Source organism: Comamonas odontotermitis (assembly GCF_014207855.1).
GTDB lineage: Bacteria > Pseudomonadota > Gammaproteobacteria > Burkholderiales > Burkholderiaceae_C > Comamonas > Comamonas odontotermitis_A.
On the sequence record NZ_JACHKZ010000001.1, the window covers coordinates 318,424 to 332,598 of the forward strand.

The following is a 14,175-nucleotide window of genomic DNA, read 5'->3' on the forward strand; positions in this document are numbered from 1 at the left end:
TGCTGGCGCTTATTGCAGCGGGGTCATGAAAAGAAAACCACTCAGAACTCAATCACAGAAACCACTAGATGCTCTTATTTTAAGAGCAATCAGTACTCTAGGCGATAGAGCTGCGTCCCTGCGGAGCGCTCAGCCTTGGCGCATGAAACGCTGCGCACACTGCCAGCCCAGCTCAGCCAGCGGCCCCGCCTTGGCGCCAGTGGCCACCGCATCGGCTGCCGCCGCCGTGCCATCGGCCGCACGTTGGGCTATGCCGTACAAGATGGCCGCCATGCGAAACAGGTTGAAGGCCAGGTAATACTCCCACAACGCTCCAGGGCTGCGGCCCGCTTGGTTGGCGTACCACTGCAGGTACTGCGCTTCATCTGGAATACCGAGCATAGCCAGATCCAGCCCGCCGATGCCGCGCCACAGATCGGGCGGCACGCGCCAAGCCATGCCATGGTAGGCCAGATCGGCCAGCGGATCGCCCAGGGTTGAAAGCTCCCAGTCCAGCACTCCGATGACGCGCGCCTCGCTCGGGTGCCACACCAGATTGTCCAGCCGGTAATCGCCATGCACCAGTGTGGTTGCATCGCCTTGCGGCAGGTACTGCGGTAGCCAGTCGATCAGGCGGCGCATGGCTTCGTTGATGGGCACGGACAGCTGCAGGCTCTGCTGCCCCCAGCGCTTGACCTGGCGCGCCACATAGCCGCCGTGGCGTCCGTAATCGGCAAGACCCACGGCATCCATATCCACCTGGTGCAGCGCGGCGATGACGCGATTCATCTCGCCATACAGCGCCGTGCGCTCGGCGCGGCCCAGCTCCGGCAGGGCCGGGTCCATGAAGACGCGGCCTTCGAGAAACTCCATCAGGTAGAACGGCGTGCCCAGTAGTTGCGCGTCATCACAGTAGGCCAGCATGCGGGGCACCGGCACGTCGCTGCCTGCCAGAGCGCGCATGACCCGGTATTCACGGTCTACCGCGTGCGCTCCCACCACCAGCGGCCCTGGCGGCTGCTTGCGCAGCACCATCTGCCGGTCGCCTGCCTGGAGGCGGTAGGTGGGGTTGGACTGGCCACCCGCAAGCACGCTGATGCGCACCGGCTCGCCTTGCGTCAGGCCCGTGTCTTTCAGGTATTTTTGCAGTGCGGCGGCTAACTGGTTTTCGCCAATAGCTTCTATTTTCATAGCATCAATGCTGCAGCGGCGGTATGGAGCAGATCGCCTCAGGTACGCCGCGCTCAACATCGGCGTCCTTCTCGGCCGCCTGCACCAGCTTGCGCGCCATGCTGAAGCGGTGCACTTCGCTCGGGCCGTCGTAGATGCGAAAGGCCCGCATGTCCATGAAGATGCGCATGACCGGCGTCTCCATGGTTACGCCCTGTCCGCCGAGCATCTGCACGCAGCGGTCCACCACGCGCCATTCGGCTTCTGAGCACACCACCTTGGCGCGGCTGGATTCGTAATTGCCCTGCTCGCCCTGGTCCAAAAGCCATGCGGTGTGCCAGATGTGCAACCGCGCGGTATGCAGGTCCATGTCGTTGTCGGCCAGCATGAAGCCCACGCCTTCGTGTGACGCCAGCGGCTTGCCGAAGGCAGTGCGGCGGCGCGTGTAGGCCAGGGCAATATCCTGCGCGCGGCGTGCCTGGCCCAGCCAGCGCATGCAGTGCGTCAGACGTGCGGGCGCCAGCCGAACCTGGGCGTATCGAAAGCCCTTGCCGACTTCGCCCAGGATGTCGCCCGCTGGCACGCGCAGCCTGTCAAAGCGCAGCACGCCGTGGCCGCCGGTAAAGCAAGCGTCCATCGCATCCATGCTGCGCTCCAGCACGATCTCGGAGCGGTTCATGTCGGAGAGGAACATGGTGGCGCCGCCATCTTCGGTGCGCGCCATGATGATGGCGTAGTCGGCGCCTTCCGCGCCAGTGATGAACCATTTGCGGCCGCTGATGAGGTAATCGTCACCATCGCGCACCGCAATGGTCGACAGTGCCGCCGGGTCTGATCCGGCGCCGGGTGCGGGCTCGGTCATGGCAAAGCACGAACGCAGCTGCCCCGCCACCTGCGGGCGCAGCCAGCGCTCCTTCTGCGCGGCGGTAGCGACCTCTTCCATCAGGTGGATATTGCCTTCATCGGGCGCGTGGATGTTGAGCGCTGTGGGGCCCAGCCACGAGTAGCCAGCTTCCTCGAACACCACCGCCTTCTCGACATGGCTCAGCCCCAGGCCCCCCAGCGCCTTGGATGCATGCGGCGTGAGCAGGCCCGCAGCGCGCGCGCGACCCACCAGTTCGCGCCGCAGCGCTTCGCTCGGTCCGTGGCTCGACTGGCGCTCGTCGTTTTCGAGCGGAATCACCTGTTCGGCGATGAACTGGCGCGTCTTGTCGCGCAGCGCTTGCAGTGGGGGGGAGAGAGAAAAATCCATATCGGCGCCTTGCAGTCAGATGGCGCCGATGTTGCCATGCACCACCCCAGTTCTGGTCGCAATAGCGACAAAACAGCCCTGTCCGGCGTGTCTTGGTGTGTGCAGCCGACGCTGTCGCTTTGCAGTCCACAATCACCTGCACGACAGGTCTGTCACAGGAGTGGGCTATAACCCTTTTATGGATACGATGAACGCGGCGGTGGCACCGCAACCACAGGCCACCACTTTCCCCGAACGCCACCTGCCGCTGGCAGGCACCACCAACTTCCGCGACCTGGGCGGCTACCAGGGCCTCGATGGCGGCAAGGTGCGCTGGCGCACACTGTTTCGCTCCGACCATCTGGCCCATCTGACTGCCGAATCGCAGCGTACCTTGCTGCAACAGCTGGGCGTGGCCCGCAGTGCCGATTTTCGCGGGCTGCGCGAGCAAACCGTGGACAACTACCGCATCGATGGCCTGCTGCACCATTCGCTGGCCATCGAGCCCACCGTCGTGCAGCGCGCATTCACGCTGCTGCAGCAGGGCGAAAACCTGAGCGCGGCGCACACCGTCGAGCTGATGCAGGATACCTATCGCAGCTTTATCCACGACAACGCTGGCCAGTTTGCGCGGTTTTTCCAGATGCTGCTGGCCAGCGACAAGCCGCTGGTTTTCCACTGCACCGCCGGCAAGGACCGCACCGGCTGGGCCGCCACTTTGCTGCTGATGACCCTGGGTGTGCCACGCGATGTGGTGGTGCACGACTACCTGCTGACCAACCAGTACTACCACCGCCCCGCAGAGGCGCGCGCCGCCGCCAGCCACATCCCGGAAGAGGTGCTCAATGTGCTGTGGAGGGTACAGGAGCCCTTTCTGACTGCCGCACTTGACCCGGTCTTGCAGCAGTACGGCAGCGTGCCCTCCTATGTAAGCCAGGTGCTGGGCTTAGACGCCAAGGCGCAGGCCCGACTGGCACAGATGTATCTGGAATAGCCCTCTCCTGAATTCATCGCACCTGACGCCGGCTGCATTTGCATGCCGGCGTTTTCATTTGCAAAGCAAGCAGGGGTTCACCGGACCCTGCCCAGCCTTGCCCGCTACCGATCTCCCTCCGAGAAGCTGCATCCATAAGAATAGTATTTATCTATCAAATAGATAATCTATTGATTAAATCACCATTTATTACTAATCTTTCAATGTTGATCAATTTTTCAAATCAAAAACACAAACTCTGCCTCCTGGATCTCGGGCGGGGTTTCGATGGAGGAACACATGGACGTCAAGAGAACTTTGAGAAAGGCATGCTCAATTGGCCTTGCTGCAGTGGCGATTGCCTGTGCGCCCGCCTGGGCACAGAACCTCACCTCAAAAGGTACTGATTTTTACGCGACTTTCACCCAGAACTACGACACCACGGTTCAGTCGTTGGATCTATTCATTTCGAGCGCGGAGGCCGCTAGCGGGACGATTGAATTTCTGGAAACCGGAACGTCCCAGCCCTTCACCACCACCCCCAACCAGGTGCTGCGGATACAGGCACCGCCCTCAAGCCAGCTCACCACCAACATGGTGATCGAGAAAAAGGGCATCCATGTCAGTTCCGACAAGGAGATCAGCCTGTACGGGCTGAACAACCAGCCCTATACCACCGACGCCTTCCTGTCTCTGCCGACCGCAGCGCTTGGCAACTCGTACCGCGTGGCAAGCTATGTCCCGACACCGGGCTACCAGTCGTCAACGGCCATTGTTGCCACCCAGGACGGCAGCACCATCACGATCACTCCCACGGCAGCGGTGCTCGCCAACCCTGCCAACACTCCCATCAATATCACCCTCAATCGGGGGGAGACGTACCAGATCCTCTCGGCAAATGACCTGACTGGCAGCTCTGTCACGTCGAACTTTCCGATTGCAGTCCTGTCAGGTGCCACCTGCGTCAATATTCCGACATCGTATACGGCCTGCGATATGTTGACGGAGCAGATGATTCCCACGACATCATGGGGCACGAGCTTTTTCATGGCGCCGCTTGCCAGCCGGTCGGGCGGGGCCAGATACCGCATCCTGGCAGACCAGGCAGATACGACCATCACGGTCAACGGGGTTGTGGTTGCCACCATTGGCGCCGGGGCGTTTCATGAGCTCAACAGCACGGAAGCGCTTTCCATCCAGACCAGCAAACCCACGTCGGTCATCCAGTACGCCAACAGTAAGGATTTCGATCCCACCAACCCCACGGGAGACCCGTTCATGATGCTGGTGCCTCCATCGGGCCTCTACATCAATGACTACACCCTGGCGACAGCGGATGCCGATCCTGCCTCACCCCGCTTTACCGAGAATTACCTCGGCATCGTCAGCCCCATCGACCCGGCCACGCAGCAACCCGTGGACGTGTCTCTGGATGGAGTGCTGATTCCCAAGGCAGATTTCCTCCTCAGCCCTCAGGGCGATTTCTTCTACGTCAACAAAAGCGTGACGCCTGGCTCATACCACATCAGCTCGCCCGTCGGCGTGGGCGTCACCATCTACGGCTTTACCAGCTATGACTCGTATGGTTATGTCGGCGGCCTGGGCCTGGCAAAAATCTCCAATATCAAGGAGATCAAGCTGTCGCCCGCAGAAGACGCCACCCGCTGGGTGAACGAGCAGTACTGCATCACCGCGCTCGTCACCGATATGGCAGACGCTCCCCTGGACAGCGTGAAGGTGGATGTCACGCTTTCCGGCGCCAATCCGCAGCTTTCCAGCATTTTTACCAACACCTCGGGCACCGCACCGTTCTGCTACACCAGCAGCACGGCGGGCACCGATACCCTGGTGCTGTCCGCTGGCGGAAAATCTGCAACGTCCAAGGTCAAATGGCTGCAAAGCGCCAGCGACGCAACGCTGACCCTGACACCGGCAACCGCCAGCAACCCCATCAATACCCAGCAGTGTTTTGTTGCTACGCTGGTCGATGCCGCCAGCCAGCCTCTGGCCAACATGGCCATCGCCTTCGACGTTGCGGGCGTCAACCCCCAGCAAAGCTCGGCAACCACCAACGCGGCGGGCGAGGCCCAGCTGTGCTACGGCGGAGCCAATGCAGGCAATGACACGGTATCGGCAACCAGCGGCCCGCTCAAGCAGACCTCCACAGCCACATGGACAGTGACGCCCCTGTCGCAGACGCTGAGTCTCTCGCCCCTTGCGCTGACCAGCCCCGTCAATATCACCCAGTGTTTTACGGCGACCTTGACCGATACGAACAACCAGCCTGTCCCCAATCAGGCGGTGACGCTTGCGGTCAGCGGGGTCAACACGCAGAGCAGCACCTTCACGACGGACAGTGCAGGCGCTGCCAAGCTTTGCTACACCAGCGCCGTGGCGGGAGTGGACACCATCACCGCAACTGCCGACAGCGAGATCAAGTCTGCCAGCGCCAAGGCACTGCAGGTGCGCACGGCAACCATGACCTGGCAGGCAGGCGGTGCTGCACAGCCTGCACCTGTGCCGGCCTTGCATCCGGCCGCCTTGGTACTGCTCACTTCGCTGGTAGGTGGCTTTGCATGGCGCCAGCGCCGCCGGGCCGCACGCTGAATCACTGAAAGCCCATGACAAAACGCCGCCTGTGCAGAGACAGGCGGCGTTTTTTATGGGGAAGGCGCATTCATCAAATGGATGCCTGAAGGGCAGGCAATGCCGCGCAACCTTGCCCGATGCGCCGTGGCACCGCCGCTTGCGTGGCCACGAGCAATCAGCCGTTCTGTATCTGCTGGTACCACTGTCCAATCGCGGCTCCCGCCTGGGCCAGCACCGCATCGCCCTGAGCAAAGTTCTGCTGCCCCCCGGTCAGATAGGCGGAAATGATCAGGCCTTCAGACCGCGCATTGGGCCAGACGATCAGAGTGTCGCCAAAGGTGGCGTGCGCTCCCGAGCCGGTTTTCCCTCCCGCCTTCCAGTCCGCAGGCAGGCCGGCACGCACGCGCTTGTCGCCGGTGCGGCTGTCGATCAGCCATTGCTGCAGCATGGCGCGGCCATAGCCCTTGAGCACATCGCCCAGCAGCAGCGCCTGCCATGTGCGGTTCATGGCCTGCGGCGTGGTGGTATCGCGCTCGTCACCCGGCTCGGCGGTGTTCAGGCTGGGCTCGGTGCGGTCCAGGCGCGTGGTCTTGTCGCCCACCTCTCTACGCAGCCAGGCGGTCAGCGCGGCAGGGCCTCCGGTGGCGCCCAAAATCAGATTGGCAGCGGTGTTGTCGCTCAGCACCACTACGGCTTCGCACAATTCCAGCACCGTCATGCCGCCAGGCTGGCCCGCGTACTTTTCGGTCACCGGCGAGTAGGTCACCAGATCGGTCTGCGCGATGGCCACCTGCCGCCCCAGATCCACCTGGCCTTCCTGCGCCAGATGCAGCACATGGGCGGCCAGCAGGGTTTTGAAGGTGGAGCACATTGGAAAACGCTCGCGCTCGCGCCAGCCAGCCTCGCCGCCGGTCACGGCGTCGTACACATAGACGCCCAGGCGTCCGCCGCTTTGTTTTTCAATACCGGCCAATGCGCTTGCCAGGGCCTTGTCCGCCTTGGGATGGGCGGCCACCCTGTGGGCGCAACCGGCCAACCCCAGGCCCGTTGCTGCTGCAAAACCAGCGGCCAGGCCGCTTGCTACCAATTGACGTCGCTGCATATCGATCTGCTTTTTTGTTGCGGTAAGAGTGTGCTCAGCACACCGCTCCAGCATAACGCAGGCAGGCGGCTGCTCGCGTCAGCGCGCATCCACCTTTTGCATTCCTCGCCTACGCATCAGCTATATTTTTAATAGCTTTAACTGCATATCAATCAAAAGCAGCCGGTATTTTTCAGGCAAACCTGTTCACAAAGCGACCGCTCGCGGCGCGCTCTCCAGGACTGAGAACGTGTTTACGATCTCAGGCCTTTTCGATCTTCAGCGCCACTTCATCGAGCAGCGCCGCAATCTTTTCCACCTGCGCAGCAGACAGCGCCGTCTCCCCGTCGCCCGCCATCTTCAGCCGCAGGGCCATCTTGAAGTTCTCGATCGCGCGCACCAGTTGCGGTGGGCGCTGGCGGGCATCACGGTCCTTGCCTCGGGCCAGGCGCGCCAGCAGCAGTTGCAATGCGTCGGCCTGCTCGGCCAGGGCCTGCTCGCCTTCGGAGGTAATGGTGTAACGCTTGCGCCCGCCTGCGGATTCGCTCGCTGTGGCGTGGCCCATGTCCACCAGATAGCTCAGCGTGGGGTAGATGGTGCCGGGGCTCGGCTGGTAGTCGCCCCCTACCAGCTCGCCCACTGCGCGAATCACGTCATAGCCGTGGCTGGGTTGCTGGCCAATCAGATGCAGGGCCAGCAGCTTCAGCCCCCCCGCTTCAAACATGCGCTCGCGTTTGTGCGCCAAGTGGCGCTCTGCGTCAGGCCCGTGGCCGCGCGGGCCATGGTGGTGGCCGCGGCCCGGCCCGCCCTCATCGCCATGCCGCCCCCGTGGGCTGCACAGATGGTGATCGTGGTGAAAGTGATGGTGTGGATGTGGCATGGAAGAAATTCCTCGTTAAGATGCATCTAAGATATATCTTATTAAAAGGAATTTCAAGAGGCGATTTGTAAAGATGGCAATCGCATGGCCAGAAATAAAGATGCGCACCGAGCGGATGTCGCCCGCTGGCGAATCAAATGCCGCAGAGCGTCCGTTTCGGCCATCTTTCCAAAAACTGCCTGTGCTAGATGCGGCGCAGGAAGGCTTCAAAAGACACCCTGTGCGGATTGTGGCGGACTCGCATTTCGAACTGATCGCTCAGACCATGGGGCGCAACGACGAGCAACTCCTCATCCGCGTCCAGTTGTCGGCCTGTCCCCGGCCCTGACATCCACCACCACGCGCTCCGGCGCTGCCAATGCATCCTCGTGCTGGCACGGCCACTTGCTCTGGCCGTCAATGCTGGTGAGCGTGTGGCCATCCTGGATGACATCGCCGTGCTGGACCAGGTACACGCCGGTGTTGAACAGAAAGCGGGAGACCTCGGCCGGATCGAGTGCCTCAAAGTGCAATTGCACGTCGGGCACGCCAAAGGCTGCGCCGCCCAGCGAGTCCATCAGCATCTCGCCGGGGCGGTTGCTGATGTTGAAAAACCGCACATTGAGCACGCCGTAGTAGTTGAAGCCATCCGCATGGGCTTGCAGATAGCGCTGCGGATCGAGCAGGCAACCCGCGTTGGTCTGGCTGATGGCGGTGATGCCGCCATTGGCGATCAGCACATGCATGACGGCCTGCAAAATCTCCAGGCGCTCTTCCGTATCAAGCCCCCGCCCCATGAACTCGCTCACCAGCACGCAATGCTGGCACTGGGCAAGCGCGGCTTCCTTCTCGGGCCAGTCCCAGGTCTGCTCCAGTGCGCTGGCGTACTCGGCGGCATCCAGTGGCTGATCGGCACGGATGATGGCAATCTCGCTGGGAACGCCCTTTTTGTCACTGTAATCAACGGTGTAATCACGCAGCGCCAGCAAAATGGTGTCGCCGCTCGACACCAGCTCGACATCGCCCAGGCGCTCAGCCAAGGCGGCACGCAGGGTTTCGCCATCCAGCTGCGGGGGCTGGGCGTAGAGTGCTTCAAACGCCCACATATCGGGGGCCATGCGGGGGCTGGAATCGGACGGAACCATGAGCGAGCGCGGCAGTGGAAGAAGGCTGCATCTTGCCACGGAGGTGCCGCATCGGCATGACCTGCGCTTTACCCACAGCCCCTATGATGGCGCAACACAAATGGAGCAGCCACCATGGACGGCAATGATCTGGAATATGTGGGTTTCTGGGCGCGCGTAGGCGCAGCGCTGATCGACACGGTCGTGTTGATGCTGGTCATCACCCCTGCGCTGGTAGCGGTGTACGGGTGGGAATACTTTCTTGCCGAAGGATGGGTGCAAGGCCCGGCCGACGTGCTGATCAGCTGGGTGCTACCGGCAGTCGCCTGCATCTGGCTGTGGCACAAGCTACGGGCAACGCCGGGCAAGATGCTGATTGGCGCCGAGATAGTGGATGCGGACACGGGCAAGGCAATGACGGTAGGCCAGTCGGTGATCCGCTACCTGGGCTACTTCGTATCCACCGTTCCCCTGGGGCTGGGGTTGATCTGGGTGGCATTCGATCCCCGCAAGCAGGGCTGGCACGACAAAATGGCCAACACCGTGGTGGTGCGCAAAAAAGGCGGGCGTACACAGGCGGTGGCATTCAAGGACATTGATGCGCCTTGAAATAGCATGGACTGCACGCGGAACCCAGGCGTTCCTGCAAGATGAATGTGCGGCTCTGGAGCCCCTTGCGCAGTGACACGCCAACCGCAGCGCCAGCGCATTCAGCCTGCGCGCGCAGCTCCGGCCAGAGCGGCAGGCTGGCGGCGCCCCCAGTTCATGACTGCGGTGCCAGCCACCGCCAAGGCGCCGCCCACCAGCATGGACGCATCGACCTGCTCACCCAGCCACAGGGCCGAGCAGATCACGCCGATCACTGGCACCAGCGTGATGTAGCCGGAAGCAGCGCCCGCACCCAATGCTTTGACGCCATCAAAATACCAGGCGTAGGCCAGCGCCGTCGAGCCCCAGGCCAGAAACAACAAGGCCCCCCATGCCACGCCGCCCGCCTGCACAGCGTTTGCCATGCCCTGGGGGCCTTCCACCAGCAGGCTGGCCAGCAGCAGCATGATGGCACCCATGGTGGAGGTGACTGCCGTGGTCGAGAGCGCATCCACCCCGGTCAGGATGGCCCGGCCAATCAAGGTATAGCTCACCCAGCACACCACGCATCCCAGAATCATCAGCTCTCCCACGCCTACGCCGGAGCTGAGCAGTTGCAGCGGATTGCCATGCGAGATGACCAGCGCCGCGCCAATGGCGGCCACCAGCATGCCCAGGCCAATGGTGCGATTGAGCCGTTCCTTGAAGATCCAGGCTGCCAGCAGCAAGGTGACCACCGGGTTGAGGGTGATGACCAAAGCCGCTTTGCTGGCGGGCAGATGCTGCAGGCCACTGAGAAAGAATGCGGCGTAGCCAAATACCCCCGTTGCAGCTGCTGCGGCCATGCCCAACCAACGGCGGGTTGGCCAGGTCTTGAGCTGGCCCATGCCTCCTGCCATGTACATCCATGGCAGCAGCACCAGTGCCGCGAGCACAAAGCGCAGGCCCGATGCAGCGAGCGGCGGCATGTGCTGCGCCACCATGCGCCCGGCAGGCCATGACGCGCCCCACAGCAAAGCCATGCCAATCAACCGCAGGTGCGAAGAGGCCTGCGGGCCAAGAGTTTTCTGGAGATTCATAGTTCAGTACACCGCGCGCCTGCACTCTCTTTTCTCCCTCCCATCCAGCAGATGGAAATGGTTGCAAGCTACATCCGACTATAGCGACAAGCGCAGAGGACTGTGCGAGCCGCCGCATACGGGCGACTGAGCAACAGGGGCATGCGTGTCTGCCTGCTTGCCCATGCATTGCCAACACATAAAACAGCGCTGCTCGCCCACCAGAAAAGCGTTTTTCGCTATCAAAGTTGCATGTGAATAGCCACCGCAGCCTGCCCGCGCAGTTGTCGCCTGCTTAACGCGGCATGCCCTCCTTTTCTCGTTATAGTGGCCGCTGCACTATTGCATCCCCATCTGGAAACAACCATGTTCAACCACATCATGCTGGGTGCCAGCGACCTGGAAAAGTCCCGCCAGTTCTACGACGCCTTTCTGGGCGTATTGGGCGTGCCGCCCGGCAACGCCAACAAAAACCGCTATTTCTGGCGCGGCAATGGCGGCACCTTTGGTGTCAGCACCCCCATCAATGGTCAGCCAGCCACCTTTGGCAACGGCAGCACCACAGGCTTTGCCGCCACCAGCCCCGAGCAAGTGAATGCCGCACATGCTGCAGGCCTTGCCAATGGCGGCGTGACCTGCGAAGACCCACCCGGCTGGCGTGGCGAAGGGCCCGGCGCTCTGTATCTGGCCTATCTGCGTGACCCGGACGGCAACAAGCTGTGCCTGGCACACCGCAAACCCAAGGAATGATTTGCTGCTGTTTTGATAGCAATTCTTCAAATCAGATCGGGCGGTAACGCCCGTTTCTTTTTAGGCCCATGGTTCCTACACGCACGAAAACACCGCTTTTGAAGCCTTGGGAATACCGCAGCACGCTCCCTGCGCAATCATCTGCGCCATACTGCCCGCTCAGCGCTCCGCCTGGCAGCGCTTCACAGCAAAGGATGATGGGTGCAATCAGCGGACAAGGGGTGGTTTGACGAAGCGTATTACCAGCGCTTTTACTTCGACAAGAAGACCAGCGTGGTCGATCCCGCGCACGCCGCGCGCCTGGGCGCGTTTGTCTGCAGTTATCTGCAATATGTGCGGGTGCCGGTGCGCCGCGTGCTCGATGTGGGCTGCGGAATCGGCCTGTGGCGTGATGCCATTGCCCAGCACTTTCCCTCTGCCAGCTACCACGGCGTGGAGTTCAGCGAATATCTGTGCCAGCGCTATGGCTGGGAGCGCGGCTCCGTTATCGATTACCAACCGGCTGGCGGCGAGCCGTTTGATCTCGTCATCTGCCAGGGCGTGCTGCCGTACCTGAGCCCCACCGATCTGAAGCTGGCGCTGGAAAATCTGGCGCGCCTGTCCTGCGGCGCCCTGTATGTGGAAGCCGTGGCCCGCGAAGATTATGAGCGCGACATCATCGATGACACGCTTACCGATCCGCGCCTGTACCGCCACCGTGCTGCCTTGTACCGGCGTGGGCTGGCCGAGGGCTTTACCGAGCTTGGTGGCGGCGTATGGCTGAGCCGCCGCGCCGAGGTGCCGCTGTTCGCGCTGGAGGCCATGGGCGACTGAAGACCATCGCCAAAACGTGCGCGCCCGGCACAGGCGGCGCAGCGGCAGTTGCCCAGTGCGGTCAGTCTGCAGTGGCAGTGCTAAACCCGGTTGATTCCTTGGGCGGCCAAGAGCGACGACAATAGCGGCCGTGTCACCCGCCTCTCCCCCCTGCCCCATCGTTCTTCCCCACGCCGTATCGCGCCTGCGCGCCGAGCGCCAGTCGCGCAGCACACGGCCGTTTCTCGCGCGTGGCGGCCCCAAGGGAGAGCGTTGCGAAGGCTGCAGGCTACGCCCCAGCCATTGCATATGCCCCCTGCACCCGACCCAGGCCACCCATGCAGGCGTGTGCCTCCTGATGCACGATGCCGAACCGCTCAAGCCCAGCAACACCGGCTGGCTGATTGCCGATGTGGTGGCCGAGACCTATGCCTTCGGCTGGTCGCGCACGCAGGAAGACCCGGCGCTGACCGCACTGCTGAATGATCCGCAATGGCAGCCCTACGTTGTCTTTCCAGAGGAGTTTGTGCAGCCTGCCAGCCGCGTGGTGCGGACGGTGACCACGGTTTCGGATACCAAGCTTTTTGATGGCACATTGCACATGGCGCCACCGCCTGCGGCCAGTCTGGCACCAAGGCCGCTATTCATTCTGCTCGACGCCACCTGGCCCGAGGCGCGCAAGATGTTCCGCAAAAGCCCCCGGCTTGATGGTTTTCCTGTGCTCAGCCTGCACCCGGAACAGATCTCCCGCTACCAGTTGCGCCGCTCCAAAAGAGACGACCACTTCTGCACGGCAGAAGTGGCTGCGCTGTGCCTGGACCTGGCCGGCGACCAGCGCGCTGCGCAGACGCTGGAGGCTTACCTTGACATCTACACCCACCATTACCTGCAGGCCAAACACCAGCTGCCGCCCGATTGGAACAGCCATGCACACCAGCAATTGGCGGCATTGCAAGCCAGTGGCAACGATTCAGACGTCAAAAGCTACCAAAACAATAGCTAGCGCGCTTCATTGATAAGGCCGGTGGCTCGCTTTTTAGCAGCAGTCAGTCGAGGGCAAAACCTTTTTCCGTCAGTTGCACCTCACCATTGGGTCCGGTCTGCAGCCAGCCTTGCTCTCGGGCGTAGGCCAACGCCTGCTGCTGGTCCTGCGCGCTGAACTGATGGCGGTCCAGGTCGTGCTGGAGCGCCTGGGGATCGAGCCCTTCACCGGCGCGCAGGCTTTGCTCGCTCACCAGCAGGTACAGAATGTGCCGGGCTTTCTTGTGAATCTCTTCAGGGTTGGTCATGGTGGAGGCTTTCCTATCCGGTCAGCGCCGCGTCGCGGCAGAAGAGCGGCTGCCATTGCGGGCAGCCGTTCAAGGCATCAGCGGGCCTTGTTCATCCAGTCCGACAGTTCATCGGCGTGTTCCTGCTCCTGCTCCAGAATCTGTTCGATCAATCGGCGCGTGGTGTGGTCCTTGTCGCCAATCAGATCGATCATCTGCGTATAGGCTTCAATGGCAACACGTTCGGCCACCAGGTTGGAGCGGATCATTGCATGCAGATCCAGCTCGTCGTTGTAATCTGCGTGGCTGCGGTTGGTGAGCGTGTCAGGGTTCAGGTCAGGCTCGCCGCCCAACTGCACGATACGTGTGCAGATGCGGTCTGCGTGCGATTGCTCTTCATTGGCATGCACCAGAAACTCATCGGCCACGGCAGGCGATTCCAGCCCCGTTGCGGTGAAATGGTGGCGCTTGTAGCGCAGCACGCAAACCAGCTCGGTGGCCAGAGCGTCGTTGAGTAATTTGATGATGTCTTCGCGGTACGGCGATGCGTCGGGCAACACCGCGCCTTCGGTCAGACTTTGCTTGGCCGCGTCGAGACGGGCCTGGTCCAGGGCGAGCGTTGTTTTCTTGGTTTGTGGCATCGTAGGTTCCTCCATGGGGTTGGATTCGCTTGAAAAGCTGTGGGCGTTTTCAAGCACGGCACCTATCGAACA

Annotated in this window: 15 protein-coding genes; 6 read left to right on the forward strand and 9 right to left on the reverse strand. The window is 62.1% G+C overall.

The window, feature by feature from the left end; all coding sequences use genetic code 11:
• Positions 1-129 precede the first annotated feature (129 nt).
• Positions 130-1,170: a phosphotransferase family protein gene (locus tag HNP33_RS01440; protein WP_184704492.1), complete on the reverse strand. Its 1,041-nt coding sequence runs from the start codon at positions 1,168-1,170 to the stop codon at positions 130-132.
• 4 nt (positions 1,171-1,174) lie between these two features.
• Positions 1,175-2,401 carry an acyl-CoA dehydrogenase family protein gene (locus tag HNP33_RS01445; protein WP_184704494.1) on the reverse strand — a complete coding sequence of 409 codons (1,227 nt, stop codon included), beginning with the start codon at positions 2,399-2,401 and terminating at the stop codon, positions 1,175-1,177.
• Between the two features lie 178 nt (positions 2,402-2,579).
• On the opposite strand from HNP33_RS01445, the gene HNP33_RS01450 reads away from it, so the two are divergent.
• Together HNP33_RS01450 and HNP33_RS01455 are read left to right on the forward strand one after the other, a co-directional pair.
• Positions 2,580-3,374, forward strand: a complete 795-nt coding sequence (locus HNP33_RS01450; protein ID WP_184704496.1) for a tyrosine-protein phosphatase — start codon at positions 2,580-2,582, stop codon at positions 3,372-3,374.
• Positions 3,375-3,653: 279 nt separating this feature from the next.
• The gene (locus HNP33_RS01455) at positions 3,654-5,960 is read left to right on the forward strand and encodes an IPTL-CTERM sorting domain-containing protein (RefSeq protein WP_184704498.1); all 2,307 of its coding nucleotides are present in this window, start codon (positions 3,654-3,656) and stop codon (positions 5,958-5,960) included.
• Positions 5,961-6,117: 157 nt separating this feature from the next.
• On the opposite strand, the gene bla is transcribed toward HNP33_RS01455, so the two are convergent.
• From bla to HNP33_RS01475, 4 genes are all read right to left on the reverse strand, one after another.
• On the reverse strand, positions 6,118-7,044 hold the full coding sequence (gene bla, locus HNP33_RS01460) for a class A beta-lactamase (RefSeq protein ID WP_184704500.1): 927 nt from the start codon (positions 7,042-7,044) through the stop codon (positions 6,118-6,120).
• A gap of 241 nt (positions 7,045-7,285) precedes the next feature.
• The gene (locus tag HNP33_RS01465; protein ID WP_184704502.1) at positions 7,286-7,903 is read right to left on the reverse strand and encodes a PadR family transcriptional regulator; all 618 of its coding nucleotides are present in this window, start codon (positions 7,901-7,903) and stop codon (positions 7,286-7,288) included.
• A gap of 184 nt (positions 7,904-8,087) precedes the next feature.
• Complete coding sequence (locus HNP33_RS21310) at positions 8,088-8,267, reverse strand: nucleotidyltransferase family protein (protein ID WP_418903813.1); 180 nt, start codon at positions 8,265-8,267, stop codon at positions 8,088-8,090.
• Positions 8,194-9,027 carry a DUF4261 domain-containing protein gene (locus HNP33_RS01475; protein WP_184704506.1) on the reverse strand — a complete coding sequence of 278 codons (834 nt, stop codon included), beginning with the start codon at positions 9,025-9,027 and terminating at the stop codon, positions 8,194-8,196. Before HNP33_RS01475 ends, HNP33_RS21310 begins: the two co-directional genes overlap by 74 nt.
• Positions 9,028-9,141: 114 nt before the next feature.
• Between HNP33_RS01475 and HNP33_RS01480 the strand changes: the two genes are divergently transcribed.
• Positions 9,142-9,615: an RDD family protein gene (locus HNP33_RS01480; protein WP_184704509.1), complete on the forward strand. Its 474-nt coding sequence runs from the start codon at positions 9,142-9,144 to the stop codon at positions 9,613-9,615.
• A 101-nt stretch (positions 9,616-9,716) separates the two neighbouring features.
• On the opposite strand, the gene HNP33_RS01485 is transcribed toward HNP33_RS01480, so the two are convergent.
• A complete protein-coding gene (locus tag HNP33_RS01485; protein ID WP_184704511.1) occupies positions 9,717-10,673 on the reverse strand; it encodes a DMT family transporter in 957 nt (318 codons plus the stop codon).
• A 345-nt stretch (positions 10,674-11,018) separates the two neighbouring features.
• Here HNP33_RS01485 and HNP33_RS01490 point away from each other — a divergent pair, with 345 nt between their 5' ends.
• The 3 genes from HNP33_RS01490 to HNP33_RS01500 all read left to right on the forward strand — a co-directional run bounded on the left by HNP33_RS01490 (position 11,019) and on the right by HNP33_RS01500 (position 13,197).
• Positions 11,019-11,402, forward strand: coding sequence for a VOC family protein (locus tag HNP33_RS01490; protein ID WP_184704513.1), 384 nt, complete (start codon positions 11,019-11,021; stop codon positions 11,400-11,402).
• Between the two features lie 201 nt (positions 11,403-11,603).
• On the forward strand, positions 11,604-12,215 hold the full coding sequence (locus HNP33_RS01495) for a class I SAM-dependent methyltransferase (RefSeq protein WP_184704515.1): 612 nt from the start codon (positions 11,604-11,606) through the stop codon (positions 12,213-12,215).
• A 121-nt stretch (positions 12,216-12,336) separates the two neighbouring features.
• Positions 12,337-13,197, forward strand: coding sequence for a tRNA-uridine aminocarboxypropyltransferase (locus HNP33_RS01500; protein WP_184704751.1), 861 nt, complete (start codon positions 12,337-12,339; stop codon positions 13,195-13,197).
• Positions 13,198-13,240: 43 nt separating this feature from the next.
• Here the strand turns inward: HNP33_RS01500 and HNP33_RS01505 are convergent, their stop codons facing one another.
• Positions 13,241-13,483 (reverse strand): hypothetical protein, encoded by a 243-nt coding sequence (locus HNP33_RS01505; protein ID WP_184704516.1) that lies wholly within the window; start codon positions 13,481-13,483, stop codon positions 13,241-13,243.
• 77 nt (positions 13,484-13,560) lie between these two features.
• A complete protein-coding gene (locus tag HNP33_RS01510; protein ID WP_233464212.1) occupies positions 13,561-14,103 on the reverse strand; it encodes a ferritin-like domain-containing protein in 543 nt (180 codons plus the stop codon).
• Positions 14,104-14,175 lie beyond the last annotated feature (72 nt).